At 73.1% G+C, this 26,993-nt stretch carries 23 protein-coding genes and 1 other RNA gene; 14 read left to right on the forward strand and 10 right to left on the reverse strand.

Translation table 11 applies throughout. The features are described from left to right. Positions 1-21: 21 nt before the first annotated feature. From NRK68_RS13110 to NRK68_RS13135, 5 genes are all read left to right on the forward strand, one after another. Positions 22-1,383, forward strand: a complete 1,362-nt coding sequence (locus NRK68_RS13110) for an MFS transporter (protein WP_257855840.1) — start codon at positions 22-24, stop codon at positions 1,381-1,383. Positions 1,384-1,432: 49 nt separating this feature from the next. Beyond that, the gene (locus NRK68_RS36755) at positions 1,433-2,647 is read left to right on the forward strand and encodes an SH3 domain-containing protein (RefSeq protein WP_183065668.1); all 1,215 of its coding nucleotides are present in this window, start codon (positions 1,433-1,435) and stop codon (positions 2,645-2,647) included. A gap of 55 nt (positions 2,648-2,702) precedes the next feature. Further along, the gene (locus tag NRK68_RS13125) at positions 2,703-2,897 is read left to right on the forward strand and encodes a Txe/YoeB family addiction module toxin (protein ID WP_257855841.1); all 195 of its coding nucleotides are present in this window, start codon (positions 2,703-2,705) and stop codon (positions 2,895-2,897) included. A 173-nt stretch (positions 2,898-3,070) separates the two neighbouring features. Further along, positions 3,071-3,301, forward strand: a complete 231-nt coding sequence (locus tag NRK68_RS13130; RefSeq protein ID WP_257855842.1) for a FitA-like ribbon-helix-helix domain-containing protein — start codon at positions 3,071-3,073, stop codon at positions 3,299-3,301. 5 nt (positions 3,302-3,306) lie between these two features. After that, on the forward strand, positions 3,307-3,720 hold the full coding sequence (locus tag NRK68_RS13135; protein ID WP_257857836.1) for a type II toxin-antitoxin system VapC family toxin: 414 nt from the start codon (positions 3,307-3,309) through the stop codon (positions 3,718-3,720). Between the two features lie 47 nt (positions 3,721-3,767). Here the strand turns inward: NRK68_RS13135 and ssrA are convergent. The 5 genes from ssrA to ftsE form a co-directional block, all read right to left on the reverse strand. Continuing rightward, positions 3,768-4,156: a transfer-messenger RNA gene (ssrA, locus tag NRK68_RS13140) on the reverse strand. An 82-nt stretch (positions 4,157-4,238) separates the two neighbouring features. After that, a complete protein-coding gene (smpB, locus tag NRK68_RS13145; protein ID WP_030028291.1) occupies positions 4,239-4,724 on the reverse strand; it encodes an SsrA-binding protein SmpB in 486 nt (161 codons plus the stop codon). An 18-nt stretch (positions 4,725-4,742) separates the two neighbouring features. Then, positions 4,743-5,948, reverse strand: a complete 1,206-nt coding sequence (locus NRK68_RS13150; RefSeq protein ID WP_183065672.1) for a S41 family peptidase — start codon at positions 5,946-5,948, stop codon at positions 4,743-4,745. A 67-nt stretch (positions 5,949-6,015) separates the two neighbouring features. Continuing rightward, entirely contained in the window at positions 6,016-6,969 is a 954-nt protein-coding gene (gene ftsX, locus NRK68_RS13155; RefSeq protein ID WP_257855843.1) for a permease-like cell division protein FtsX, read from the reverse strand. 15 nt (positions 6,970-6,984) lie between these two features. After that, the gene (gene ftsE, locus NRK68_RS13160; RefSeq protein WP_030771648.1) at positions 6,985-7,674 is read right to left on the reverse strand and encodes a cell division ATP-binding protein FtsE; all 690 of its coding nucleotides are present in this window, start codon (positions 7,672-7,674) and stop codon (positions 6,985-6,987) included. Between the two features lie 236 nt (positions 7,675-7,910). On the opposite strand from ftsE, the gene NRK68_RS13165 reads away from it, so the two are divergent. Beyond that, positions 7,911-8,102, forward strand: a complete 192-nt coding sequence (locus NRK68_RS13165; RefSeq protein ID WP_030662818.1) for a hypothetical protein — start codon at positions 7,911-7,913, stop codon at positions 8,100-8,102. A 140-nt stretch (positions 8,103-8,242) separates the two neighbouring features. Here NRK68_RS13165 and prfB read toward each other — a convergent pair whose 3' ends face one another. Continuing rightward, positions 8,243-9,352 (reverse strand): peptide chain release factor 2, encoded by a 1,110-nt coding sequence (gene prfB, locus NRK68_RS13170; protein ID WP_030962748.1) that lies wholly within the window; start codon positions 9,350-9,352, stop codon positions 8,243-8,245. Between the two features lie 313 nt (positions 9,353-9,665). Here prfB and NRK68_RS13175 point away from each other — a divergent pair, with 313 nt between their 5' ends. After that, positions 9,666-10,667, forward strand: coding sequence for an isopenicillin N synthase family dioxygenase (locus NRK68_RS13175; protein WP_257855844.1), 1,002 nt, complete (start codon positions 9,666-9,668; stop codon positions 10,665-10,667). 89 nt (positions 10,668-10,756) lie between these two features. Here NRK68_RS13175 and NRK68_RS13180 read toward each other — a convergent pair whose 3' ends face one another. Then, the gene (locus NRK68_RS13180) at positions 10,757-12,007 is read right to left on the reverse strand and encodes a serine/threonine-protein kinase (RefSeq protein WP_183065675.1); all 1,251 of its coding nucleotides are present in this window, start codon (positions 12,005-12,007) and stop codon (positions 10,757-10,759) included. 159 nt (positions 12,008-12,166) lie between these two features. Continuing rightward, entirely contained in the window at positions 12,167-13,927 is a 1,761-nt protein-coding gene (locus tag NRK68_RS13185; protein ID WP_257855845.1) for a serine/threonine-protein kinase, read from the reverse strand. 436 nt (positions 13,928-14,363) lie between these two features. Between NRK68_RS13185 and NRK68_RS13190 the strand changes: the two genes are divergently transcribed. The 5 genes from NRK68_RS13190 to NRK68_RS13210 all read left to right on the forward strand — a co-directional run bounded on the left by NRK68_RS13190 (position 14,364) and on the right by NRK68_RS13210 (position 23,621). Beyond that, entirely contained in the window at positions 14,364-17,447 is a 3,084-nt protein-coding gene (locus NRK68_RS13190; protein WP_257855846.1) for an FHA domain-containing protein, read from the forward strand. Between the two features lie 118 nt (positions 17,448-17,565). Further along, on the forward strand, positions 17,566-18,924 hold the full coding sequence (locus NRK68_RS13195) for an ABC transporter substrate-binding protein (RefSeq protein WP_183065678.1): 1,359 nt from the start codon (positions 17,566-17,568) through the stop codon (positions 18,922-18,924). 5 nt (positions 18,925-18,929) lie between these two features. Then, on the forward strand, positions 18,930-20,246 hold the full coding sequence (locus NRK68_RS13200) for a carbohydrate ABC transporter permease (RefSeq protein ID WP_257855847.1): 1,317 nt from the start codon (positions 18,930-18,932) through the stop codon (positions 20,244-20,246). Further along, positions 20,243-21,235 carry a carbohydrate ABC transporter permease gene (locus NRK68_RS13205; RefSeq protein WP_257855848.1) on the forward strand — a complete coding sequence of 331 codons (993 nt, stop codon included), beginning with the start codon at positions 20,243-20,245 and terminating at the stop codon, positions 21,233-21,235. The genes NRK68_RS13200 and NRK68_RS13205 overlap by 4 nt, the downstream gene beginning before the upstream one ends. Positions 21,236-21,332: 97 nt before the next feature. Further along, complete coding sequence (locus tag NRK68_RS13210; protein WP_257855849.1) at positions 21,333-23,621, forward strand: bifunctional glycosyltransferase/CDP-glycerol:glycerophosphate glycerophosphotransferase; 2,289 nt, start codon at positions 21,333-21,335, stop codon at positions 23,619-23,621. On the opposite strand, the gene NRK68_RS13215 is transcribed toward NRK68_RS13210, so the two are convergent. Next, the gene (locus tag NRK68_RS13215) at positions 23,622-24,443 is read right to left on the reverse strand and encodes a hypothetical protein (RefSeq protein WP_257855850.1); all 822 of its coding nucleotides are present in this window, start codon (positions 24,441-24,443) and stop codon (positions 23,622-23,624) included. It lies immediately after the preceding gene. Next, positions 24,440-25,069 carry a TetR/AcrR family transcriptional regulator gene (locus NRK68_RS13220; protein WP_183065682.1) on the reverse strand — a complete coding sequence of 210 codons (630 nt, stop codon included), beginning with the start codon at positions 25,067-25,069 and terminating at the stop codon, positions 24,440-24,442. The genes NRK68_RS13215 and NRK68_RS13220 overlap by 4 nt, the downstream gene beginning before the upstream one ends. A gap of 122 nt (positions 25,070-25,191) precedes the next feature. On the opposite strand from NRK68_RS13220, the gene NRK68_RS13225 reads away from it, so the two are divergent. Both NRK68_RS13225 and NRK68_RS13230 read left to right on the forward strand, forming a co-directional pair. Next, the gene (locus NRK68_RS13225) at positions 25,192-26,100 is read left to right on the forward strand and encodes an ABC transporter permease (RefSeq protein ID WP_257855851.1); all 909 of its coding nucleotides are present in this window, start codon (positions 25,192-25,194) and stop codon (positions 26,098-26,100) included. Then, positions 26,093-26,887: an ABC transporter ATP-binding protein gene (locus tag NRK68_RS13230; protein ID WP_257855852.1), complete on the forward strand. Its 795-nt coding sequence runs from the start codon at positions 26,093-26,095 to the stop codon at positions 26,885-26,887. The genes NRK68_RS13225 and NRK68_RS13230 overlap by 8 nt, the downstream gene beginning before the upstream one ends. The last annotated feature ends 106 nt before the right edge of the window (positions 26,888-26,993 follow it).

Below are 26,993 nucleotides of genomic sequence, written 5' to 3' on the forward strand. Positions count from 1 at the left end.
CCCCGGCCGAGGGTGGGATCCATGCCCCTCATGACCGTCACCGGCAGCACCCTCGTCCTCACCGCCACCGCCACCGACACCGACACCGCCGCCGGGGTCCGCGGCGCCGTTCGTGACACCGTTCGCGACGCCGCCCCCACCGCGTCCGCCGCCCGGGCCCGTGGCGCAGGGCGGGCAGCGGGCCCGTACCGCCGGCTGTTCGCGGTGCCCGGCGCCCGGGGCTTCACCGCCGGGAACCTCATCGCCCGCCTCCCGATGGGCATGTTCGGGGTCAGCGCGGTCATGATGATCGCCGGCCAGCGGGGCTCGTACGCGCTCGCCGGTGCGGTCACGGCCACCGGGCTGGCGGCCACGGCGGTGGTGGCACCCTGGACCGCCCGCCTGATCGACCGCCACGGCCAGGCCCGGATCGCCGTCCCGGCCACCCTGATCGCGGTCCTCGGCTCGCTGTCCCTGGTCGCGTGCGTGCGTACCGGCGCTCCCGCCTGGACGCTCTTCGCCTCCTACGCGGCGACCGCCACGACCCCCAACATCGGCGGCATGTCCCGCGCGCGCTGGACGCACCTGCTGCGCGACTCCCCCGCCGCCCACCACACGGCGATGTCCTTCGAACAGGCCGCGGACGAGCTGTGCTACATGCTCGGACCGGTACTGGCGGCCTTCCTGTGCGGGGCCGTGTTCCCGGAGGCGGGCACCCTCGCCGGGGCCGCACTGCTGCTCACCGGCATGCTGGTCTTCACCTCCTGCCGGACCACCCAGCCCCCGGTGACGGCGACGCCGCGGCAGGGCTCACCGCTGCGCGCGCTGGGCCCGCTGCTGCCGCTCTTCCTCGTCACGGGCGTGGTCTTCGGCTCGATGGAGGTCGCTTCGATCGCCTACCTCGATCTCCGGGGCCTGGGCGCCGCCTCCGGCCTGGTCCTGGCCCTCCAGGCGGCGGGCTCGTGCGCGGCCGGCCTGCTCTACGGCACCCTGCGCGCCCGCTCGTTGCAGGCCTGCGTGTGCGTCCTGGCGGTCCTGATGACCCTCCCCTGGGCCGCGGCGGCCACGGGCTCGGTGACCGCCCTGGCCTGCGCCCTCCTGCTGGCCGGCATGGCCACGGCGCCGACGATGGTCTCGGCGATGTCGCAGGTCCACGCCCGTATCCCCGAGGGGCGGCTCAACGAGGGCATGACCTTGGCGGTCACCGCCATCTTGGCGGGCATCGCGGCCGGTTCGGCGAGCGCCGGCTGGGTCGTGGAGGGGCCGGGCCCGGTCGCCGCGTACGCGGTGCCGGCGGCGGCCGCGCTGATCGCCCTGGCGATCGCCCTGACAGGGCGATCGATCCGGCGCCCGAGTGATCATTCCCGCGTGGTACGCACGGCCGCCGCCGGGGATCCGCAATAACTGGGGGTGCTTTCCCCTCAGCGCCCTTCCCTTTGCGGAGGAACCACCCGTGCCTGCTTACCGTTCCGTGCCCGCCACCCTGTTCGTCGCGGCCGTCACCGCCGCCTGCCTCGCGCCGACGGTCCCCGCGTCCGCCGACTCGGCGGACATCCGCTTCCACCAGCCCTATGTGCCCACCATCGCCCCCGGGGCCACGGGACGCGTCGTCATCGCGGCCCGGGGCGGAGCGGAGCCGGTCGTCAGCGGCACCTTCCGCATCACCGCTCCGGAACGGACGACCTTCCCGGAGACCCGCTTCTACTGGAACGGCACGCGCGCGGCGGCGCCGTGCACCCGGTCGTCCGACGCGCGCCTGCTGACCTGTGAGGCGGGCACCCGCGCCGGCTTCCGCTTCGCGGCGCAGGAGCAGACCCAACTGTCCGTGGCGGTACGGGTGGACGGCGACGCCCCCCGGGGCACGACGCTGACCGGCGGCGAGTGGGCGACGGACGTGGACGCACCGGCCCTGTTCGCCGTGGCCACCCCGGTGTCGGGCCCCAAGGGCGACAAGGGCGACAAGGGCGACGACGGCAAGCCCGGAAAGCCCGGGAACCACGGCAAGCCCGGAAAGCCCGGCCCCAAGGGCGACAAGGGGGACAAGGGCGATCGCGGCGAGCCCGGCCCGAAGGGCGACAAGGGCGACAAGGGTGAGAAGGGAGACACCGGCAAGCGTGGCCCGAAGGGCGAGCCGGGTCCCGCGAACGGCCCGAAGGGCGACACGGGTCCCGCGGGTCCACGGGGCCCGAAGGGCGACACCGGCAAGCAGGGCCCGAAGGGCCACGACGGCAAGCCCGGACGTGACGGCAAGCAGGGCCCCGCGGGACCCCAGGGGCCGAAGGGGCACCCCGGCAAGCCCGGTAAGCCCGGCCCGGCCGGCCCGCAGGGCCCCAAGGGGCCGAAGGGTCCGAAGGGCGACACCGGCAAGCCCGGCAAGCCCGGCGACTGCAAGTGCGGCGGCAAGGGCGACGGCGGCAAGGGCAAGGACCACCACAAGCACCCCAAGGCCAAGATCGTCTCCCCCGGCAAGGGCCTCGGCGTCCGCTCCGGCCCCGGCACGAAGTACGCACAGAAGGGCAAGCTCAAGACCGGCTCGGTCGTCGCCCTCCAGTGCAAGGTCAACAGCCAGAAGGTCGACGGCAACTCGATCTGGTACAAGCTCGCCGACGGCAGCGGCTGGATCGCCGCCCGCTACGCCCTGAACCTCGACAAGGTCCCGTTCTGCTGATCCGCGCCCAAGCCTGACCGGGCCCCCGGCCACCCGGCCGGGGGCCCGTTTCCCGATGGCCCAGCGGATCACCCGCCTGATCCAGGAGATCCAACGGTCCCCCTTCGCCGGCATCGGCAAGCCCGAACCGCTCAAGGGCGACCTGACTGGCTATTGGTCCCGCCGGATGGACGACGAGCACCGACTGGTCTACCGGGCCGACGACAAGGAAGTGAAGATCCTCAAGGCCCGCTACCACTACTCGGACTGACGTCCTGGCATGCCGTCGACCCGTCGGCGGCGCGGGAAAGCCGAAGGCCCCGCAGCCCCTCGGCTGCGGGGCCTTCGCCCCCCATGGGACGAGTGGAGAGGGCGGGAACCGAAGCCGCCCACAAGCCCGCCCGCGAGACTGCAAAGTGACTGCACCGACGAGAAAATGCAGTCATGACTGCGTTCACGATCCGGGAAGTCCCCGATGACATCGCCCGCCGCATAAAGGTCCGGGCCGCCGAGGCCGGGCAGTCCCTGCAGGGCTACCTGCTCAGCCTCGTGACGCGAGACGCCACCCAGCCCACGCTCGCCGAAATGGCCGACCGCGCCGAGCGCTACGCCACGGAGGACATCGACATCCAGGACGTCCTCGACGCCATCGACGCGGGCAGGACGGGCCGTTGATCGTCGTGGACTCCTCCGCCCTGGTCCTGTTCCTCACGGACAAGGGCTCCCGGGGCGCCGCTGCCCGCCGGCGGATCAGCGAGGAAGACCTTCTCGCCGCTCCCCACCTGCTGAACACCGCGATCGCTTCCGCCCTTCTGGGCATGGCACGCGGCTCCAAAATCGCCCCCGAGAGCCTCGACGAGCACTTCAAGACCTATCAGGGGCTGCGCGTACAGCGGCACGAGACGGGCCCCCTGCTCCCCCGGATCCGAAAGCTGTACGCCAACCTCTCCGCCTACGACGCCACGTACGTCGCCCTCGCCGAGGCACTGGGCGTCCCCCTGCTGACGGCGGACGCGCGCATCGAACGCGGCGTTCAGCAGCCGCGCTGCCACATCGAGGTCGTCACTGCGTCCCACATGACGGAGGCCCCCTGACCTGGCGAGACTTTTCGCAGGTCAGGGGGCCTTCGCCCACATGGGATGAGTGGAGATGGCGGGAATCGAACCCGCGTCCAACGGTGCAGAAGCAGGGCTTCTCCGAGCGCAGTCCGCTGCGCTTTTCTCGGCCCCGGAGATCACACGGACAAGTCTCCGACGGGCTCAGTCACTGTTTGATTTCCCTCCAACCCCCGTGACCGGGGCTAGAGGTTTAGATCCCTAGTTGACGCCAGGATCCGGACCGGGACCACTTCCGGGCTGACGCTCCTCACAGAGGCTTCAGCTCACTGTTATTAGGCAGCGAGGGTGAAGCGGGAGTTATCGCTCTTGGAGTTGGCGATTATTTTTTGCGACATGTGGTTAGCGAGATCATTGCCGCTTCCTCGGCTCGCTTCCCCTGCATCGACATCCGCTGTCGAAACCGATCATCCCCATGTTTTTTTAACAATGTGCTCCACCCCGGGGGGCGGTGCTGACGCCATGGTACGCGAAGTGGACCACCGCGTGCCAGGTGATTAAACCGTGCCGCGCTGCTTGCGACGGATGGCCGAGATCGCCCGGTTCGTCTCGCGGGTGTCCTGCTTCTCCCGCAGCGTCTGCCGCTTGTCGTACTCCTTCTTGCCCTTCGCCAGCGCGATCTCGACCTTCGCCCGGCCGTCCTTGAAGTACAGCGAGAGGGGCACGATCGTGTGACCCGACTCGTCGGCCTTGCGCTCCAGCTTGTCGATCTCCTCGCGGTGCATGAGGAGCTTGCGCTTGCGCCGGGCGCTGTGGTTGGTCCAGGTGCCCTGGCTGTACTCCGGCACGTGCACGTTGTAGAGCCAGGCCTCCCGGCCCTCCACCGACACGAAGCCGTCCACCAGCGAGGCCCGGCCCTGGCGCATGGACTTCACCTCGGTACCGGTGAGCACGAGACCGCACTCGTAGGTGTCGAGGATCGCGTAGTCGTGCCGCGCCTTCTTGTTCTGGGCGATCAGCTTGCGCCCTTTTTCCTTAGCCATAGTGCGGTCATTTTCGCACTACGACCCCACCCCGAGGCCACCCAATACCGTGACGGCCCGCTCCTCGGCCCGTTCGCCGGCCGGTACGTCCGGGGTGATGCCGCCGCCGTCGAGGCTGCGGCCCGCCGGCGTGCGGTACGTGCCCACCGTCAGCTCGGCCACCGAGCCGTCCGGGAGCTCGGTCGGCATCTGCACCGAGCCCTTGCCGAAGGTCCGGCTGCCCACCGCCACCGCCCGGCCCCGGTCCTGGAGCGCGCCCGTCACCAGCTCGGCGGCGCTCATCGTGCCGCCGTCGACGAGGGCCACCAGCGGCCGGGCCGTGTCCCCGCCCGGCGCCGCGTTCAGCACGCGCTGCTCGCCCCGTACGTCGTAGGTCGCCACGAGCCCGCCGTCCAGGAAGGCGGAGGCGGCCGTGACCGCCTCGGCGACCAGTCCGCCCCGGTTGCCGCGCAGGTCGAGCATGACCCCCCCGCCGGGCGGGGCCGCGCGGACGGCCGCCCTGACCCGGTCGCCGGAACCTCGGGTGAAGGAGGTCACCTTGATGACGGTGACGTCGCCGGCGAGCCGCCGCACGGTCACCGGCTCGATGCGCAGCCGCTCGCGCACCACGGTCTCGGTGAGGTCGGCGCCGCCCCGGCTGAGGTTCAGTACGACAGGGGTGCCGGCGGTGCCGCGGAGCAGGGCGACCACGTCGGCCACGGCCAGCCCGGTCACCCCGTGTCCGTCGACGCTCAGCAGCCGGTCACCGGCGCGCAGGCCGGCCCGGGCGGCGGGGCCGCCGGGCTCGACACCGTCGACCGTGATCATGCCGTCCTGGGCGCGCACGGCCCAGACCCCGACACCGGTCCAGTGCCCGTCGAGGCCTTCGGCGAAGGCGGCGTACTCGCCCCGGTCGTAGACGGTGCCCCAGCGGTCGCCGCTGCGGCTGACCACTTCCTGCGCGGCCTTCTTGCCGGACTTGCCCTCGGCGACGGCCTCGGCGGCGGCGCGGGCGACCGCCTCGCGGTCGGCGGTGCCCTCCGCGCGCACGGTCCCGGGCGCAGGTGCGGGTGCGGATGTGTCCGTACGGGCCACGGCCGCGGCCGCGGCACCGTCCGCGCGGTCCCAGCAGCCGGTGAACGCGCCGACGGCGACGACGCCGACGAAGGTTAACGTCAGAACGGCCCCGCGACGTGGGTCGCGGGGCCGCAGACAGAAGGCGGGGATACTCGGCAAGCCCAGCATGGCGCCGAGTCTAGGACAAGCCCCGCGCCGGTACGGATGGTTGACCGGACCGCTCGCGGGGCGCTTGTCACACCTTCAGGTACTTGCGCAGGGCGACGAAAGCGGCCATGGAAGGCATCAGGAGGCCGATGAACAGCACGTACGGGAGCTTGGCCAGCACCGATCCCCAGCCCATGAAGTCGATGAGCTGGATCTTCTCGCGCAGGCCCACGCCGTGGTCGATCACGAAGTACTGGCCGGAGACGAGCATGACGCAGGCGAAGAGCGCGCCGATGAGCCCGGCGACGGCGGCCTCCATGATGAAGGGGACCTGGATGTAGAAGCTGGAGGCGCCCACGAGCCGCATGATCCCGGTCTCCCGCCTGCGGCTGAACGCCGAGACGCGCACGGTGTTGACGATCAGGAGCAGCGCCACGACCAGCATGATCAGCATGATGCCGATGGCGGCCATGTTGAGGTAGTTCAGGATCTTGAACAGGTCGTCGATGGCCTGGCGCTGGTCGTCGACGGTGTGGATGCCGTCCCGGCCCGCGAAGGCGGAGGTGACCACCTTGTACTTCTCCGGGTCCTTCAGCTTGACCCGGAAGGACTCCTGCATCTGGTCCGGGGTGATGGAGGAGGCGAGGGCCGTGTTGCCGAACCGCTCCTGGTAGTGCTTGTAGGCCTCGTCCGCCGATTCGTAGGCGACGGACTTCACCAGGGACATCTGCTTGAGCTCGGCCTCGATCTGCTTCTTCTGGTCCTCGGTGACCGCGCCCTTGGCGCAGGTGGCCACGCCCGGGGTGCCGTTCTTGGCGGCGGCCTCGCCCGCCTCCTGGGCGTCCTGCTTGTTGCAGAGGTAGAGCGTGACGTTGGCCTTGTCGTACCAGAAGCCCTTCATCTTGCCGACCTGCTCGCTCATGAGCAGGGAGCCGCCGAACAGGGCCAGCGACAGGGCCACGGAGATGATGACCGCGAAGGTCATGGTGAGATTGCGGCGGAGGCCGACGCCGATCTCGGACATGACGAACTGGGCGCGCATGACTCTGGGGGCCTTTCAGTGCTGGTAGCCGTAGACGCCGCGCGACTGGTCGCGCACGAGTCGGCCCTGTTCGAGTTCGATGACGCGCTTGCGCATCTGGTCGACGATCTGCTGGTCGTGCGTCGCCATGATCACGGTGGTTCCGGTCCGGTTGATCCGGTCCAGCAGCTTCATGATCCCGACGGAGGTCTGGGGGTCGAGGTTGCCGGTGGGCTCGTCCGCGATCAGCAGCGCCGGGCGGTTGACGAAGGCGCGGGCGATGGCCACGCGCTGCTGCTCACCGCCGGAGAGTTCGCCGGGCATGCGGTCTTCCTTGCCGCCCAGGCCGACGAGTTCGAGGACCTGCGGGACCGCCTTGCGGATCTCGCCCCTCGGCTTGCCGATGACCTCCTGGGCGAAGGCCACGTTCTCGGCGACCGTCTTGTTGGGCAGCAGGCGGAAGTCCTGGAAGACGGTCCCCAGCTGGCGCCGCATCTGCGGGACCTTCCAGTTGGAGAGCTTGGCGAGGTCCTTGCCCAGGACGTGCACCTGGCCGTGGCTGGCCCGCTCCTCGCGCAGGATCAGGCGCAGGAACGTGGACTTGCCGGAGCCGGAGGAGCCGACCAGGAAGACGAACTCGCCCTTCGCGATGTCGAGGGAGACTTCTCTGAGTGCGGGGCGGCTCTGCTTCGGGTAGGACTTGGAGACGCTGTCGAATCGGATCACGGGTGCACCATGGTCGCCGGGAGTAGGTGTGCGTGACCATACGCGAACGCGCGCGAGGTGTGGACCCGGCAACCGGAGTTGTCCGGTATATCCCGTGGTCCTGGAGGGTCCGGACCGCGATTGCCCGGACGGGCCGCGCCGAATGTCGGCGAAGCTGGCACAGTGGTAGGGGGAACGGTCCGGTTCCCCGCGCCGTTAGGCAAGAAGGAATACCGAGGGGACGAGAGGAGGAGCGCATGACATATGACCGGCTCGTGTGCGCGAACTGCGCCGCACCCGTCAGCCAGGGCCGCTGCCCTGTGTGCCGGGCGAACCGGGAGCGCCTCCAGCAGGAGGGCCCCTTCTCCGGCCTGAACCCCGTGGCTCTCATCGTGCTCATGGTGGTGCTCGTGGCAGCTCTGGTGCTGGTGGCCCAGCAGACCGCCTAGGAGGCGCTGTCCGGGCGGGACCCGGCGCCGGTACTCGTCGGTGCCCGCGCCGCGTACCGATCACATGCAGCGGAAGGGCCCGGACACTGAGGTGTCCGGGCCCTTCCCGCGTTCTGTGCCTGCGTGCGCGCTTTCGCGCCTTACGCGGTCTGCTCCTGCTGCTTGCGCCAGCGGATTCCGGCCTCCAGGAAGCCGTCGATCTCGCCGTCGAGGACCGCCTGCGGGTTGCCGACCTCGAACTCCGTGCGCAGGTCCTTGACCATCTGGTACGGGTGCAGGACGTAGGAGCGCATCTGGTTGCCCCAGGAGCTGCCGCCGTCCTTGAGGGCGTCCATCCTGGCCTGCTCCTCCTGGCGGCGCCGCTCCAGCAGCTTGGCCTGGAGGACGTTCATGGCGCTGGCCTTGTTCTGGATCTGCGAGCGCTCGTTCTGGCAGGAGACGACGATGCCGGTCGGGATGTGCGTGATGCGCACGGCCGAGTCGGTCGTGTTGACGCCCTGGCCGCCGGGGCCGGAGGCGCGGTACACGTCGACGCGCAGCTCGGACTCGTCGATCTCGACGTGGTCGCTGGTCTCGACGACCGGGAGCACCTCGACGCCGGCGAAGGAGGTCTGGCGGCGGCCCTGGTTGTCGAAGGGCGAGATGCGCACCAGGCGGTGGGTGCCCTGCTCGACGGAGAGGGTGCCGTAGGCGTAAGGGGCCTTGACGACGAAGGTGGTCGACTTGATGCCGGCCTCTTCCGCGTACGAGGTCTCGTAGATCTCCGTGGAGTAGCCGTGGCGCTCGGCCCAGCGCAGGTACATGCGCTGGAGGCGCTCGGCGAAGTCGGAGGCGTCGACGCCGCCGGCCTCGGCACGGATGTTGACCAGGGCCTCGCGCTCGGCGTACTCGCCGGAGAGCAGGGTCCGGACCTCCATCTCGTCCAGTGCCTTGCGCACGGACGCCAGCTCGGTCTCGGCCTCGGCGAGGGTGTCCGCGTCGTCCATCTCCTGGGCGAGCTCGAACAGCACCCCGAGGTCGTCGATGCGCCCGCGCAGGGTCTCGGCCTTACGGACCTCCGCCTGGAGGTGCGAAAGCTTGCTCGTGATCTTCTGGGCGGCTTCCGGGTCGTCCCACAGGGACGGCGCGGCGGCCTGCTCCTCGAGCACGGCGATATCTGCCCTCAGCTTGTCGAGGTCCAGGACGGCCTCGATCGACCCCATGGTCGAGGAGAGGGACTTCAGCTCTTCGGAAACATCGACGACTGCCACGGGTCCAGCGTAGCCGGTCCGCGGGCAAGCCCGTCCGGGCAGGCCGGATCACCCGTTCTGATGAACGCTCGCACGGGCGTACGCTCACCGTATGACCGTTCACCTCGTCAAGCGTCGCCATGTGGACTTCATGCGCGTCACGACGACGAGCTGTCTGCCGCCGGACCGAACCCAAGCCTGATCCGCACCGATCCGACTTGGTCCTGTACGCGAGCCATGCGGCCCCGGCGCCATCCCTGCCGGCGGCCCCACCCCACCCGCACCCCTCCACCTCAGGGGAACAGGACCCCGTGACATCCGAAACGGAGCCGTCATGCCGTCCGCGCACTCTCTCCCCGTCCTGGACCTCTCCCAGGCCGACGACCCGGCCCAGCGGGCCGACTTCCTGAAGAAGCTGCACGCAGCAGCCAGGGACACCGGTTTCCTGCACCTGACCGGGCACGGCGTCACCGCCGCCGAGAGCGCCCGCATCCTGGAGGTCACCCGGGCCTTCTTCGCCCTCCCGGAGGCCGACCGGCTCGCCGTGAGCAACCTGAACTCCCCGCACTTCCGCGGCTACACCCGTATCGGCCACGAGCTGACCGGCGGAGCCTCCGACTGGCGCGACCAGCTGGACGTCGGCGCGGAACGCCCGGCGCCGGAGGTGGGCCCGGGCGACCCGCCGTACCTGTGGCTGGAGGGCCCGAACCAGTGGCCGGCCGCCCTGCCCGAGCTCCGTACGGTGGTCCTCGACTGGCAGTCCCGGCTGGCGGCGGTGGCGCACCGCCTGCTGCGCGAGCTCCTGGTCTCGATCGGCGCCCCGGCCGACTTCTTCGACGAGGCCTTCGCCGACCGCCCGCACCTGCACACCAAGCTGATCCGCTACCCGGGGTCGGCCCCGTCCGGCGCCGACCAGGGGGTCGGGGCGCACAAGGACTACGGCTTCCTCACGCTGCTGCTGCAGGACTCCGTGGGCGGCCTCCAGGTGGTCCGGGACGGCGGCTACGTGGACGTGCCGCCGATGCCGGGGGCGTTCGTGGTGAACCTGGGCGAACTGCTGGAGATCGCCACCGAGGGCTACCTGACGGCGACCGACCACCGGGTGGTCAGCCCGCCCGGCGCGGTGGAACGGTTCTCGGTGCCCTTCTTCTACAACCCGCGGCTGGACGCCGTGATCGACACCGTCCCGGGCGACTACCTGCGCTCGGCCCCCGGGGTCGCGCACGACGCGTCGAACCCGCTGCACGCCGAGTACGGCCGCAACGAGCTGAAGGGCTGGGTCCGCGCCCACCCGGCCGTGGCCCGCCGCTGGCACCCGGAACTGGCCGCCGTCTAGTCCCTCCCCGGGCCGGGAAATCCAGCCCCGCCGGCGTTTGAGGCGCGGGGGTCCGGGGGCGGCGCCCCCGGCAGCGGCGCCGCGGACGGCTACGGGTGCCGGGGGCCCGACTGCTTGTTGTCCTGCCGGGGCTTCGGCTCGTCGCCCCCCGACAGCGCCAGCCAGCTGCCCAGGCCGACCGCGGCGGCCAGGGCCACCGCCACCGCGGACAGGGTCAGCCGCCGCTTGCGGGCGGCCTCGGCGCGGTGCCGGGCCGAGCCGGGCCGGTGCCCGCCGGCCGGGCGCGGCACGCGGGCCGTGCCCAGCGCCCCGCCCGCCAGCTCGTCCGGCCCCGGCACCCGCATCGAGGTGTGGGTGTCCCGGTTGGAGTCGGTCGCCGACCCCGGCACGAGGGGCACCACGCCGCGCCGTCGCACCGGGTCGGCGGAGGGTTCCTCCGGGGCGGCGGGCTCCGGCTCCGCGTCGTCCGGCTCGTCCACGTCCAGCGGCGGCATCCCGGCCAGCATCGGCAGCAGGTCGCGCAGCCGGACCGACAGCTCCGAGGCCCGCAGCCGCGAGGCCGGGGCCTTGGCCAGGCACTGCACGATGAGCTGCCACAGCTCGTCCGGGATCCCCGGCAGCGGGACGACCGTCTCGGTCACGTGGCGCCGCAGCACCGCGCCCGGGTGGCCCCCGCCGAAGGGCGTGAATCCGGCCAGCAGCTCGTACAGGACGGTGGCCAGGGCGTATATGTCGACGGCCGCGCGCGGGGGCAGCCCCTCCACGATCTCCGGCGCCAGGTAGTCCGGGGTGCCGATGATGCGCGTCGTCGGTGCGGTGGCCCGGCCCGCGGTGGCCCGCCGGGGGGAGTCGATCAGCTTGGCCACGCCGAAGTCGGTCAGCAGCGCCGGGTGCGAGCCGCCGGGGCCGAGCGGGCCCTGCATGTCCAGCAGGACGTTCTCCGGCTTGACGTCGCGGTGGACGACCCCCGCCGCGTGCGCCGCGGCCAGCGCGTCGGCCACGTCCGCGACGATCGCCACGGCCGCCTCGGGGGCCAGCCGGCGCTCGCGGTCGAGCCGCGTGCGCAGGTCCGTACCGCGGACGAGGTCCATGACGAGGGCGAGGTCGTTGCCGTCCACGACGAGGTCGCGGACGGAGACGACGTGCGGATGCTCCAGGCCGAGCAGGGCGCTGCGCTCCTGGACGAAGCGTCCGACCAGTTCCTGGTCGGACGCGAGGTCCTCGCGCAGGAGTTTGACGGCGACGGGCCCGTCGGGCCCCTCGCCCAGCCACACCGTGCCCGCGCTGCCGCGCCCCAGGATCTGGTGCGCGGTGTACCGGCTGCCGATCTTCCGTGCCACGACTGCTCCCTCGGTGGCTGGCGTACGCCCCAAAGCTACGCGGCCCGGCGGGCTTCGGAGGCCAGCAGGGGGCCCGATTCGCGACGACCTTCACTTCTGGGGGCGAAATCACGTCCCGGATGTCGACAAATCCACGAAGTCGTCGCTACGGGCCCCGTCTCAGGGGTTGGCGGGGCCGGAGGAGCCCGAGCTCGCCGCGTCCCCGATCGTCGTGACCCAGTCGACCACTCCGGAGCCCCAGGCCCAGACCTGGTCCCACCATCCCTTGCCGGTGCCGACCCATTCCTGGAGCGGGGTGAGCTCCCAGATCAGCCAGCCCGCCACGAAGAACACCAGGATCAGCACCAGGCAGCCCTTGAGGCAGCCGAGGCCGGGGATCCGCACCGGGTTGGCGCTGCGGCGGCGCGGCTCGCGCGGCTCCCGGGGGGCCGGAGGCTGCGGCGGGGCCTGCTGGGGCTGCTGCGGCTGCCGGTACTGGGGCTGCTGCGGCTGCTGGTACTGCTGGGGCTGGCGCTGCTGCGGCTGGTAGTGCTGCGGCGGCGGGGGCGGGGGCGCGTACTGCTGCTGCGGAGGCTGCTGCGGCTGGCGGTACTGGGGCTGCTGCGGCTGCTGGTACTGCTGCTGCGGCGGGCCCTGCCGGTACTGCGGCGGCTGCTGGGGCCGGTGCTGCGGCGGCGGGGGCGCCTGGCGCTGCGGGCGGCGGCGCAGCGGGTCGTCCTCCGGGTCGAGGTACTGGATCTGCGTCTGCTCGTTGCGGTCGCGGGCGGCCGCCATCTGCGTCTGCCACGGGTGCGGCGCGTCCGGCTGCTGCACCGGCGGCATGACCGAGGTCGGGTCGGCGCCGGGGCCCCCGGTGCTCGGCAGCACCGAGGTGGCGTCGGCGGCGCCGACCGGCGGCATGACGCTGGTCATCGCGTTCGGGTCGTAGGCGCCCGCCGGGGAGCCCGCCCCGGACGGCAGCACCTGGGTGGGGTCCGCGGCGCCGGGGGTCTCGGGAACCGGGGCGGGCGAGGGGTCGGGCGCGAGGAGGGCGCCCACACCGAGCGCGGCCTCCACGTCGACGGCGGAGGAGTGCACGCCGATACCGGCGGCCACCACGCGCAGGGCGCGGGCCAGGCTCTGCGCGCTGGGGCGCTCGTTCGGCTCCTTGCGCAGGCAGCGCTCGACGACCGTCCAGAGCGGCTCGGGCACGGTCGAGGGGCGCTGCGGCTCCTCGCTGAGGTGGCGGTGGAGCACTTCGAGCGCGGTGCCCCCGGCGAACGGCGGGCGGCCGGTGAGCAGCTCGTAGAGCAGGATGCCGGCGCCGTAGATGTCGACGGCGGAGGTCTGGGGCCGGCCCTCGGCGGACTCGGGGGCGACGTAGGCCGGGGTGCCGACGAACTCGTGGGTGCGGGTCAGGCCCGGGGAGTCGGCGAGGCGGGCGATGCCGAAGTCGGTCAGCATCGGCTTCATCTGGCCGCCGCGCTCGTCGAGGAGCACGTTGGCGGGCTTCAGGTCGCGGTGCACGACGCCGTCGGCGTGGCTGGCGGCGAGCGCGTCGGCGATCTGGGCGGTCAGCAGGCTGGCGGCGACCGGCGTGAAGGGGCCGTTCTCGCGCAGGTAGCGGTGCAGGTCCGGACCGTCGATCAGGTCCATGACCAGGGCGAGCAGGTCGCCCTCGACGACGAGGTCACGGGTGCGCACGATGTTGGCGTGCGTCAGGCGCAGCAGGACCGAGCGCTCCCGCAGGAAGCGCATGACGATGTCCGCGTCCTGGGCCAGCTCCTCCTTGAGGACCTTGATGGCCACGGTCTCGCCGGGCTGTCCCGCGACGGCGGCCTCCGCACCGGCGGTCTCCCGCTGGCGGGCGCGCCAGACGGTACCCGTGGCGCCGCGCCCGAGCGGCTCCTCGAGCAGGTATTTACTGCCGACTGGCCGCACGTCTCGCGCTCCCCTGCTGTCGTCTGCTGTGGTCGATCCGTCGAGTGGGTTTTCCGGCCCACTCTAGGGGGTGTCCCCCGGGAAGACGCGGGTCCCCGGAGGTTGGTTGCCGCACATATGTACGGAGGGTGACGTTTTCGGGGTATGCCGGAGGCGATTTTCACCTTGTTTCCCCCGCTCGCGGTCCGGATTCGATCGGCCCCCGGCGCACCCCACGACAGATCAAGATCATTTCTTGCCGGGTGCCGGGCGTGTTGTCCGCGACAGGTGCGAGGATGCACCCGTACGGAACGGCACGGGACGGGAGCCGCGCCTTCCGGGCAGACCTGACCGGACGACGCGTCCGTGCCGGGCGGGGGCGATCGGGCAGTCATGTCACGGGGTCCTCTGCCGGGCGCACGCACCGCGCACCGCGCAGAAGGGACCGCTGACGGCGATGCAGATCCGGCTGACCGTCCTCGGGTCGCGCAGCGGCCACCAGGCCGCGACCGCCCCGGCGAGCTGTGACGTGCTCGTCACCGCGCCCGTCGGTACCGCGCTGGCCGCGGTCGCCTCCGGACTCGCGGCCACCGTCGGCGGCCCCGACACCGGGGGCACGGTCGTGCTGTACGCGGGCTCCGAGCGCCTCGACCTCCAGCGGCGGGTGCTGGGCGAACCGCCGCTGGTGGACGGTGCGGTGCTGGCGCTGCACGCGCCGATGCCGGACGTGCTGCCCGAGGACGGCCTGGGCGCACCCCAGCTGCACGTCGTGGCCGGACCCGACGCGGGCGGGGTGCACCTGCTGCACGGCGGGCAGATCCGGGTGGGCCGGTCCGGCGACGCCGACGTCCCGCTGGACGACCCCGACGTCTCCCGGATGCACTGCGCGGTGACGGTGGTCCACGACGGCCGGGTCGCCGTGGCCGATCTGAACTCGACGAACGGCACCACCCTCGACGGCTCCCCGGTCGGCGCCCAGCCGGTCGCCCTGCCTCCGGGAGCCCTGCTGCGGGTCGGCGAGTCCACCCTGCGGCTGGCGCCCGCGGGCACGCCCTCGCTGCCGGTGACCCCCGACCAGGAGGGCCACCTGGCCCTTGCCGCACCCGGCGCGCACGACACCCCCGGCGGCCCCACGGGTGCCTTGCCCGACGCCCCCGGGACGGCGGCGGGCGCCCGCGGCCCGGCCGGCCCCGGTCCCGGGGCGTACGGCCTGCCCGCCCAGGCCGCGCAGGCCGCCGCCCCCGGCACGCCACCGGGCTCCTCCGGCCCGCCCGCCCAGGCCGCCGGGCCGTACGGACCGGCCGGTGCGACGGGCGCGGCCCTCCCGGGCTCCTCCGACCCCTCCGACCCCTCCGGCGCCCCCGGCGCGGCCGGACCGGACGGCGCCCGGCCCGGCTCCGGCCGCCGTAAGGGCCTCGGTGCGTGGGCCCGCAAATGGGTGCGCGGCGAGGACGCCGCGGAGGCCCTGCCGGAGACCGTCGTCACCGCCGCCGCGCCGCACCCCGACGACCCGGCCGCGCTGCTGCTGGCCGCGATGGGGCCCACCGGCCGCCTGTGGTCCCGTACCTCCGGGCCGGCCGGCCGGGACGCGCTGCTGGAGGTCGGGCTCGGCGCCGGGAGCCGGGTGTCCCTGCCCGCCGTCGGGGCCCTCGGCATCGCCGGCCCGCGGCCCCGGCTGTCCGGGGCCGCCCGCTGGGTGGTCGCGCAGCTCGCGGGGCTGCACGCACCGGGACAGCTGGAGATCGTGCTCGTCAGCGCCGACCGGGCCCGGCCGCTCGCCGACCGGCGGCGCGACTGGGGCTGGCTGGGCTGGCTGCCCCACGTACGGCCCGCGCACGGCCAGGACTGCCGTCTGCTCCTCGCCTACGACCGTGACCAGGCCGCCGCCCGCACGGCCGAGCTGACCCGGCGCCTGGACGACGGCCCGCTCGGCGCGCACTGGGCGAGCGCCCCCGCCGAACAGGTCCGCGAGGCGGCCGGCGCCCACGCGGGCCCGTACACGCTCCTGGTGCTGGACGGCGACCCCGGCACCGGCGCGCTGCGCGACATCACCGGCCGGCTCGCCTCGCACGGCCCGGCCGCCGGGATACACGTCCTGGCGCTCGCCGAGGCCCCGGCCGCCACCCCCGCCTCGCCCGTCTCCGACACCTACGAGACCGCCTGCGCGGCCACCCCGGCCTTCCGGGACTGCGGTGCCGTCGCCCTCCTCAGCGGGGACGTGGCCACGGCCGTACGGACCTTCGAGGTCCGCGGCGGCCGACCGGTCCCCACCGGCGCCACGGCCGTCTCCGACGCCGTCTCCACGGCCTGGGCCGAGCGGTTCGCCCGGGCGCTGGCACCCCTGCGGCCCACCGACGGCGGTGCCGGCGGGCCGAGCCGCCCCACGGCCGCCACCCTGCCGGCCACGGCCCGGCTGCTGGACGAGCTGGGGCTGGCCCGGGCCACTCCGGCCTCCCTGATGGCCCGCTGGGCGGCCGCCACCGACCAGGGGCAGGGCCAGGGCGGCCTGGCCGAGATCGTGCTGGGCAGCGGACGGCGCGGCCCCGTCGGCACCGAGCTGGTCCACGACGGCCCGCACCTGATCGTCGAGGGTCCCGCCGGGAGCGGGCGGACCGAGCTGCTGCGCTCGGTGGCCGCGTCGCTGTCCGCGGGCGCCCGGCCCGACCGGCTCGGGCTGCTCCTCCTCGACGGGGCGGGCGGCGAACGCGGCGACGGACTGCTGCCCTGCACCGAGCTGCCCCACGTCTGCGCCCACCTGGTCGCCTCCGATCCGCTGCGCATGCGGGAGTTCGCGCAGGCGCTGGGCGCGGAGCTCAAGCGGCGCGCCGATCTGCTGGACGGCGTGCCCTTCGCCGAGTGGCACGCGCAGCGCGAGGTGTCCGGCCGGATGGTGGCGCCCCGCCGGCCCGCCCCGGGCGAGGTCCGCGGCGACGGCGGGCCGTCCTCCGGCTCGCCGGGCCACGGCGAGCCGGTACGGACGGGGACGCTCCGGCTGCGCGCGGCGGCCACCCGGACGGATCCGGTCGGGCCGAGCCCGCTGCCCCGCCTGGTGGTGCTGGTGGACGACCTCGACGCGCTGGTCGCGCCCGGGCTGGGCAGCGCGGGCCGCCCCGCCGCCGGTTCGGTGGTCCGGGCGCTGGAGGCGGTGGCCCGCGACGGCGCCCGGCTCGGCGTGCACCTGGTGGCGAGCACCTCCCGCCCGGACCGTACGGCGGACACCGGTCCGGCCCGGATGGCGCCCCTTCGGGTGGAGCTCGACGCGCCGGACCAGCCGGGGCCCGGCCGCGGCGTGCTGCGCTTCGCGGACGGCCGTACGGTCCCGTTCCAGGCCGGCCGGGTCACCGGGCGGATCCCCCGGACGGCGACCCTGCGGCCGACGGTAGTGCCCGTGGAGTGGGAGCGGATGGGCGATCCGCCGGCCCGCAGGCCGGTGCGCGAGCTGGGCAACGGCCCGACCGACCTCGCGCTGCTGGCGAGCGCCCTGGACCGGGCCGCGCACCTGGTCTCGGCGATACCCGTGCTGTTCCCGCCGGCTCCCTGAGCCGGCCCCGGAGCCGGTACCGCCTCGCGCCCGTCACCGCGACGCGGTATTGCGGGGCCGCGCAGGTCGGCGTAGACCTTGTGGTCCGGGACACACCACGGGTATCGGGGGCAGAGCCATGCGCGAGCACGGAACGAGCCGTACGCATCTCAGGTGGGCGGCGCTGGCCGCGGCGGGCGCACTCGCGCTGACCGCGTGCGGCGGCGACGCCGAGAAGGAGCCCCGGCCGCCCCAGGGCGGCACGGCCTCGCCCGGGGTGCAGTTACCGCGGCTGGACGGCGAGAAACTCCAGGTCGCGGCGGTCTGGACGGGCCCCGAGCAGGAGAACTTCACCAAGGTCCTCAAGGAGTTCGAGAAGCGGACGGGGGCCACCGTCACCTTCGTCCCGGCCCAGGACCCCATCGTCACCTTCCTCGGCACGAAGATCGCCGGCGGGGCGCCGCCGGACGTGGCGCTGCTGCCGCAGGTCGGGGCGCTGGTCTCGGCGGTGCAGAACAAGTGGGCGCAGCCGGTCGGCCCGGAGGCGCAGGCGCAGCTGGACAAGAACTACTCGGCGGGCTGGAAGTCGCTGGGCGCGGTCGGCGGCACCCAGTACGGCGTCTACTACAAGGCCGCCAACAAGTCGCTGATCTGGTACAACGCGAAGGCCTTCGAGGCGGCGGGCGTCAAACCGCCGAAGACCTGGAAGGAACTGATCACCGCGGCGGACACCCTGTCGGCGTCGGGCACCCCGGCGGTCTCGGTGGCGGGCGCGGACGGCTGGACCCTCACGGACTGGTTCGAGAACATCTACCTCTCCCAGTCCGGCCCGGAGCAGTACGACCGGCTGGCCAAGCACGAGATCAAGTGGACCGACGACAGCGTCAAGCAGGCCCTGACCACGCTCGGCGAGCTGTTCGGGCGGCGGGACTTCCTGGCGGGCGGCACGAGCGGGGCGCTGGCCACCGAGTTCCCGAAGTCGGTGACGCAGACCTTCACGGGAGGCGACCGGCCGGCGGCCGCGATGGTCTTCGAGGGCGACTTCGTCGCGGTGAACATCGCGCAGACCCAGGCGAAGATCGGCGAGGACGCCCTCGTCTTCCCCTTCCCGGCGGTCGGCGCGAAGGCGCCGGTGGTCTCGGGCGGTGACGTGGCCGTCGCGCTGAAGCCGTCGAAGGGCGCGCAGGCGCTGCTGACCTTCCTGGCGTCGCCGGACGCGGCGCAGATCCAGGCCCGCGAGGGCGGTTTCCTCTCCCCCAACAAGTCGGTCGACCCGGCGGTGTACCCGAACGACATCCAGCGCGGCATCGCCAAGTCGCTGATCGCGGCGGGCGACGACTTCCGCTTCGACATGTCGGACCAGGCACCGGCGGCCTTCGGCGGGACCCCGGGCGCGGGCGAGTGGAAGGCGCTGCAGGACTTCCTGGCCAACCCCTCCGACGTGGCGGGCACCCAGGCGAAACTGGAGGCGGACGCGGCCAAGGCCTACGGGAACTGATCCCCGTGACGGCCTCCGCCGCGCACGGCCCGTCCGCCGAGGCACGGCGCCGCCGCCTGGTGGCGGCGGCGTTCCTGCTGCCGGCCCTCGTGCTGCTCGGCGCACTCGTCGTGCAGCCGATCGGCTACTCCCTCTACCGCAGCTTCTTCGACCGCTCCGGCGACGTGTTCGTCGGCGGCGACAACTACCGGGAGATCTTCGCCGACGACGGCATCCGCACCGCCCTGAAGAACACGGCGGTGTGGGTGGTGCTCGCCCCGGCCACGGCCACCGCCCTCGGGCTGATCTTCGCGGTGCTCACCGAACGGGTGCGCTGGGGAACGGCGTTCAAACTGCTGGTGTTCATGCCGATGGCGATTTCGATGCTGGCGGCGGGCATCATCTTCCGGCTCGTCTACGACCACGACCCGGGCCGCGGCGTCGCCAACGCGGTCTGGGTCGGCGTCCACGACACCTTCGCGCAGTCCTCGGCCTTCCCCAAGGCCCGGCCGGGCCGTGATTCGCCGCTGACGGACGCCGGCGGGGGCGCCTTCGTGACCCGCGAGCCGGTGCGCGCCGGGGTCCCGGTGCTGCTCCCGCTGGTGGGCGTGGCCCCGGAGTCGCTGCCCGGGGGAACCCGTACGGCGGGCACCGCGGCGGCCGTGCCGGGGGAGGTCACCGGCACCGTATGGCAGGACTTCACCCGGGGCGGGGGCGGCGCGACGAACGTCGTCGACCCGAGCGAGCAGGGCTTCGCCGGGATGCGGATCGAGGCGGTGAGGGACGGCCGGGTCGTCGATACGGCGACGGCCCGGGCCGACGGCACCTTCACCCTGTCCGCGAAGGCCGACGGGGCCCTGCTGCGGCTGCCCGCGATGAACTTCCGGGAGGCGTACGGCGGGGTGCAGTGGCTCGGGCCGGCGCTCGTCACCCCGGCGGTCATCGGGGCGTACGTGTGGATGTGGGCCGGGTTCGCGATGGTGCTGATCGGGGCGGGGCTGGCTGCCGTACCGCGCGAGCTGCTGGAGGCGGCGCGGGTGGACGGGGCGAACGAGTGGCAGGTGTTCCGGCGGATCACCGTCCCGCTGCTGGCTCCCCTGCTGGCGGTCGTGCTCGTCACGCTCGTCATCAACGTCATGAAGATCTTCGACCTGGTCTTCGTGATCGCGCCGGGCGCGGTCCAGGACGACGCGAACGTACTGGCGCTGCAGCTGTACCGGACGTCCTTCGGGACCGACGCCGATCCGGGGCTGGGCAGCGCCATCGCCGTGCTGCTGCTGGTGCTGGTGATTCCGGTGATGCTCGTGAACATCCGCCGTCTGCGGAAGGAGGGGGCCCGATGAGCCGTTCCGGTGCGGCGCCGGACCCGGGGCGAGAACTCCGCCCGCCCGTCCGTGAGAACGGCGCCCTGCCCGGCGGTGGAGCGGCCGGGCAGGGCAGTCCGGGTTCCGCGGGCGCCCCGGCCCGGCGGACCGGACGTGCGACGTCTTGGGCCGGGCGCGCCGCAGGCGGCTTGGCCGGCGGGGCCGTGCGCCTCTTCCTGGTCGTGGCGGCGCTCTTCTGGCTGCTGCCCACCCTGGGCCTGCTGATCTCCTCCCTCGTCGCCCCGACCGACCTGAACGACGGCGGCTGGTGGCAGGTGTTCGGCGCGCCCTCGCGGCTGACCGCCGAGAACTACGAGCGGCTGCTGGCCAACGAGACGATCACCGGCTCCCTGCTGAACACGTTCGCGATCGCGGTGCCGGCGACCCTGCTGGTGCTGGCCCTGGGCGCGTTCGCCGGATACGCCTTCGCCTGGCTGGAGTTCCCCGGCCGGGACTGGCTCTTCCTCGTCGTCGTCGGACTGCTCGTCGTACCCGTGCAGGTGGCGCTGATCCCGGTGTCGGAACTCTTCGGCACCATCGGGCTGTTCGAGACCACGGCGGGCGTGGTGCTCTTCCACACCGCCTTCGGGCTGCCCTTCGCGGTGTTCCTGCTGCGCAACTTCTTCGCGGAGATCCCGCGCGAGCTGCTGGAGGCGGCCCGGCTCGACGGGGCGGGTGAACTGCGGCTGTTCACCCGGGTGGTGCTGCCGCTGGGCGGTCCGGCGATCGCCTCGCTCGGCATCTTCCAGTTCCTGTGGGTGTGGAACGACATGCTCGTCGCGCTGGTCTTCGCCGACTCGGCGCATCCGCCGATCACGGTCGCCCTCCAGCAGCAGGTACGGCAGTTCGGGAACAACATCGACGTGCTGGCGCCCGGCGCGTTCCTGTCGATGGTGGTCCCGCTCGTCGTCTTCTTCGCCTTCCAGCGGCAGTTCGTCACGGGGGTGATGGCCGGCGCGGTCAAGTAGCCCCGCGCCCCGCGCCCCACGTGCGGCGTCGACGCTCCGTAACCCGAATGCCGCACGCCGCGTAACCCGGCCGCCACGCCGGGGGTTCCTGGGCGGAATGCCCGCGCCGACCCCTGGATGTGCCGTGCCCCGGTTCAGCGTCATCGTGCCCGCGTACAAGGTCCAGGCCTTTCTCGGGGAGAGTCTGGACTCGGTCCTGACGCAGTCCTGCCCGGACCTGGAACTGATCGCGGTCGACGACGCCTCCCCCGACGCCTGCGGTGCGATCATCGACGAGTACGCGGCCCGTGACCCCCGGGTGACCGCGGTGCACCTCGCGCACAACCTGGGGCTGGGACCGGCCCGGAACGCGGGCCTGGCCCGGGCCACCGGCGACTACCTGATCTTCCTCGACGGCGACGACACCCTCGTCCCGGGCGCCCTGCAGGCCCTCACCGACCGGCTGAAGGCCACCGGCTCCCCCGACGTCCTGATCTACGACCACGCGCGCGTCCACTGGACCGGGGAAGTGGTGCGCAGCCGGCTCTCGCACCGGCTGTCCGAGGAGGGTCCGGCCAGCTTCCGGCTCGCAGACCGCCCGGCCCTGCTCGCGATGCCGACGGTGGTGTGGAACAAGGCGTACCGCCGTGAGTACGTCGAACGCGAGGGCCTTCAATTCCCGCCGGGACTGTACGAGGACACCCCCTGGACCTACCCGGCGCTGCTGGCGGCGGAGTCCGTCGCCGTGCTGGACCGGGTCTGCGTCCACTACCGCCGGCGGCGCACCGGATCGGTCCCGACCACCTCCACCTCCCGCCACCTGGAGATCTTCGACCAGTACGACCGGGTCTTCGGCTACCTCGCCGGGCGCCCCGAGCTGGAGCGCTGGCGCTCCACCCTGCACCGCCGGATGGCCGAGCACTTCTGCGCCGTCCACGCCGACACGCGCCGCCTCCCGCGCGCCGGCCGGGCCGAGTTCTTCGCCCGCGCCTCCGCCCTGCTGCGCCGCCACCGCGCCCCGGGCGCCCGCGGTTCGCTGCCGCTGTCCCTGTCGCGGACCGACCGGATCCGGCACGCCCTGATGCGGCTGGGCGCCCGGCGCTGCTACCGGCTGCTGTCGGAGCTGCGCTCGGCGGGACTGGCGCTGGGCCGGGCCGCCTCGGCGCTGCGGCGGGGCCTGGGGGAGTCCGCGCTGCGGCTGCACTACCGGATCCAGCGGCTGCTTCCGCTGCGCCCGGAGCTCGCGGTCTTCTCCGCGTACTGGCACGGCGGCTACGCCTGCAACCCGGCGGCGATCGAGGCCAAACTGCGGGAACTGGCGCCCGGGATGCGGACGGCGTGGATCTGCGACCCGGCGCACGCGGCGACGCTCCCGCGGGAGACGGTGGCGCTGCGGCCGGGTTCGGCGGCGTACTGGAGCGCCCTGGCCCGGGCGGGATATCTGGTCACGAACGTCAACTTCGACCGTGCGCTGGTCAAGCGGCCCGGCCAGGTCCTGCTGCAGACGCAGCACGGGACCCCGCTCAAGCGGGTCGGCCTCGACCTCCAGGACCGGCCGGCGGCCACCCCCACCACGGACTTCGCGGGGCTGCTGCGCGGCGCCGACCAGTGGGACTACCTGCTCTCCTCGAACCGGCACTCCACGCTGGTCTGGGAGAAGGCCGTCCCGTCCTCCTACACGACCCTCGAATACGGCTACCCGCGTAACGACGTCTTCCACCGGGCGACCCGTTCGGACGTGCTGGAGCTGCGCGAGCGGCTGGGGATCCCGGCGGGCTCGACGGCGATCCTGTACGCGCCCACCCACCGCGACTACCGCCGCAGCCGGCCCGACCACCTGGACTTCGAGCGGCTCCTGCAGGAGCTGGGCCCGCGCTTCACGGTGCTGTTCCGCACGCATCTGACGTACGCGAACGCCCCCGACCGCCCGTGGGAGCCCCACCCGCGCCTGCTGGACGTCTCCGCCCACCCCTCGGTGGAGGAGCTGTGCCTGGCCTCCGACGCGCTGGTCACGGACTACTCGTCCCTGATGTTCGACTACGCGGCGCTGGACCGGCCGATCGTGATCCACGCGGACGACTGGGAGGCGTACGAGGCGGCCCGCGGCACGTACTTCGACCTGCGCTCGTGCCCGCCGGGCGCGATCGCCCGCACCCAGGACGAGCTGGTGGACATCTTCACCACGGGCCACTGGCGGGGCTCCCGCTCCGCGCAGCTGCGCTCCGCGTTCCGCGCCCGCTTCTGCAGTTACGACGACGGCCACGCGGCGGAGCGGGTGGTCCGCCGGGTCTTCCTGGGCCAGCCCACCCCGGTCCCGCCGGTCGTCCCCCTCCCGGACCGCCACCCGGCCCCCGCACCCCCACCGGCCACCACCGCGCAACCGGCCCTGGCTCCCGTCCGGCCGTAGTCAGAGCCGCCCCCGCCCGTCCGCCGCCGCGGCGAAGCGGGTGTCCAGCTGTTGCAGGGCCTCGTCGAGCAGGGCCGTCACCTCGGCGGGCAGGCGGCTCCCGAGGTCCGCGAGGAGGTCACGCGCCTCGAGCCGCTCGCGATAGAGCTCGGGCGGGTACCAGCCCGAGGGCGCCCACCCGGATTCCATCTGAACGATGAACCTCTCCCATGCCACCAGGCAGCCCTTCGCGGACCACAAGGGGCCGCCGGTGCCGTCGTGGAGGGCGGTCCTCGCCGACGCGGCCGCGAAGGCGTCGGCGAGCGGGGTAGCCGGCCGCTGCTCCCGCACGATCTCGGCGAAGCGGGTCACGGTCGCCCGCGGGAACCGCGCCACGGGCGCCTCGACGGCGGTGACCGTTCGGCGGTGCGGTTCCTCGTCCGAGAACTCCAGCCTGGCGCGGGTGAGCAGGCCCTCCGGCGTCGCCACCCAGTAGGCGCTGGGTGGTGCCTCCGAGGCGGGGAACAGAACGGTCGTCCCCGCGGCCCTCGCGAACCTCACGGCGAGAGCGGACTCGAGGGGTGGCTCGGCGACGCGCTCATCGGCGTAGACGTCCAGCGACCACGCGAGGTCACCGGACACCGCCCGGTGCTCGCAGGAGACGGGCGCGTCCCAGTTCCGGTCGTCGGGGTCGTCGTCGGCAGCGGCGACGTCCACCTCCCCGACCGCGACGGCGAAACACCCGGCGAGCGCGAGGACCATGACCTCGGGCCCGACGGCGTCGACGGTGAGCAGGCTGTAGGCCTGGGGCCCGGCCCGCTGCGGATGGCCGGCACCGCTCACGCCGGGTCCGTGGGCGACTTCAGGGCGGCCACCACCTGGTGGGCCAGGGTGTCCAGGTGGGCGGGGGTCACCGCGTCGCGGACGACGACCTGGCGCCAGTAGAGCGGGCCGATCAGCAGGTCGAGGGCGTGGTCGGGGCTGATCCGGGCCGGGAGTTCGCCGCGGGCGACGGCGTCCGCGACGATGCCCTGCGCCATGCGGTGCTGGCCGTCCAGGAGGGCGCCGCGGACCGCTTCGGCGATCTCCGGGTTGCGGGACGCCTCGACCAGGAGGTCGGGGATCACCGCCGATGCCACCGGGTGCCGCAGCACGTGTGACATGACCTCCAGCAGGGCGCGTACGTCGCCGTACAGCGAGCCGGTCGCCGGGACCGGCAGGCCGTCCGCCGCGAAGGCGCCGATCAGGTCCAGTACCAGGTGGAGCTTGGACTTCCAGCGGCGGTACACGGCGGTCTTGCCGACCCCGGCGCGCCGCGCGATGCCCTCGATGGACATCCGGGAGAAGCCGACCGCCGCCAGTTCCTCCAGCACCGCGTCGCGGATCGCCTCGGTCACGTCCTCGCGCAGGACGGCGGCGCCGGCCGGAGCACGACGGGCGGGGGCGGAGGGGGCGGGGTCGGTGGTCATGCACAGAGCATAGCCGCGCCTCGTCACGACGATACGGTTGCGTTCCATCGGTCGACGCCATAACCTCGCCGTAGCGACGATACGGACCCGTCCCGACCAACGTCGAAAGCGAAAGCGAACCAGTGACCACCGCGACCGCATCCAAGACCGCGCCAGGAACCTCCGCGGAACTCGCCCGGCTGGCCGCCGCCCACGGCCTCACGCTCAGCGGCGCCCGCCCCACGCTCCCCCGCTACATCGCCCGGCTCTGGCAGCGCCGCCACTTCGTGACCGCGTACGCGAACGCCCGTATGCAGGCCACCTACAGCACGGCGAAGCTCGGCCAGGTCTGGCACCTGATGACCCCGCTGCTCAACGCGACGGTCTACTACTTCATCTTCGGCCTCGTCCTGAAGGCCAGCCACGGCGTGCCGGACTACGTCCCCTTCCTGATCACCGGCATCTTCGTCTGGGACTTCATCAGCAGCTCCGTCAACGCCGGCACCCGCGCCGTCCACAGCAACCTCGGCCTGGTCCGCGCCCTGCACTTCCCCCGCGCGAGCCTGCCCCTCTCCACCGTCGTCCAGCTCTTCCAGCAGCTGCTCGTCTCCATGGCCGCCCTGGTCGTCCTGCTGCTCGCCTTCGGCCAACGCCCCGGCCCGGCCTGGCTCCTGGCCCTGCCGGCGCTCCTGCTGACGGCCGTCTTCGCCGCCGGCTGCGCCATGGTCATGGCCCGTATCGGCAGCAGGAGCCCCGACGTCAGCCAGCTGATGCCGTTCGTCCTGCGGACGTGGATGTACGCCTCGGGCGTCATGTGGTCCATCGACCAGATGCTCGGCAAGAACGACCTGCCGCACTGGGTCCTGACGGCCCTCAAGGCCAACCCGCCGGCCGTCTACATCGACCTGATGCGCTTCGCGCTGATCGACAGCTTCCCCGCGCACGCGCTCCCGCACCACGTGTGGCCGCTGGCCGTCGGCTGGGCGCTGCTCGCGGGCGTCGGCGGGTTCATCTACTTCTGGAAGGCGGAGGAGGCGTACGGACGTGGCTGAAGCGAAGACCGACACCCGGGTGCCCACCGTGATCGCGGACGGCGTCCACGTCATCTACAAGGTGCACGGCACCGGAGCCCGCAAGGGCGGCGCCACCGCCGCCCTCAGCCGGATCTTCTCCCGCCGGCCCACCCCCGGGATGACCGAGGTGCACGCCGTCAAGGGCGTCTCCTTCACCGCGTACGAGGGCGAAGCCATCGGCCTCATCGGCTCCAACGGCTCCGGCAAGTCCACCCTCCTCAAGGCCGTCGCCGGCCTCCAGCCGGTGGCCCGCGGCCGGATCTTCTCGCACGGCCAGCCGTCCCTGCTGGGCGTGAACGCCGCCCTGATGAACGACCTGACCGGCGAACGCAACGTCATCCTCGGCGGCCTCGCCATGGGCATGTCCAGGCAGCAGATCCACGAGCGCTACCAGGAGATCGTCGACTTCTCCGGCATCAACGAGAAGGGCGACTTCATCTCCCTGCCGATGCACACGTACTCCTCCGGCATGGGCGCCCGGCTGCGGTTCTCCATCGCCGCCGCCAAGGACCACGACGTCCTGATGATCGACGAGGCGCTGGCCACGGGTGACGCGGCCTTCCAGCGGCGCAGCCAGGCCCGCATCGAGGAACTCCGCGAGCGCGCCGGCACCGTCTTCCTGGTCAGCCACGCCATCAACACCGTCCGCGAGACCTGCGACCGCGCGATCTGGCTGGACTCCGGCGTCCTGCGCATGGACGGCCCCGCGGACGAGGTCTGCGCCGCCTACGAGAAGTCGACCCGTTCCAGCCCCGCCGGCGTCTGAGGCGCCCTTCCAGCCCCGCCGGCGTTCGAGGCGCTCTCCCAGCCCCGCCGGCGTTCGAGGCGCTCTCCCAGCCCCGCCGGCGTTCGAGGCGCGGGGGCCCGGGGGC

The organism is Streptomyces yangpuensis, assembly GCF_024666385.1.
GTDB classification, from domain to species: Bacteria; Actinomycetota; Actinomycetes; order Streptomycetales; family Streptomycetaceae; genus Streptomyces; species Streptomyces yangpuensis.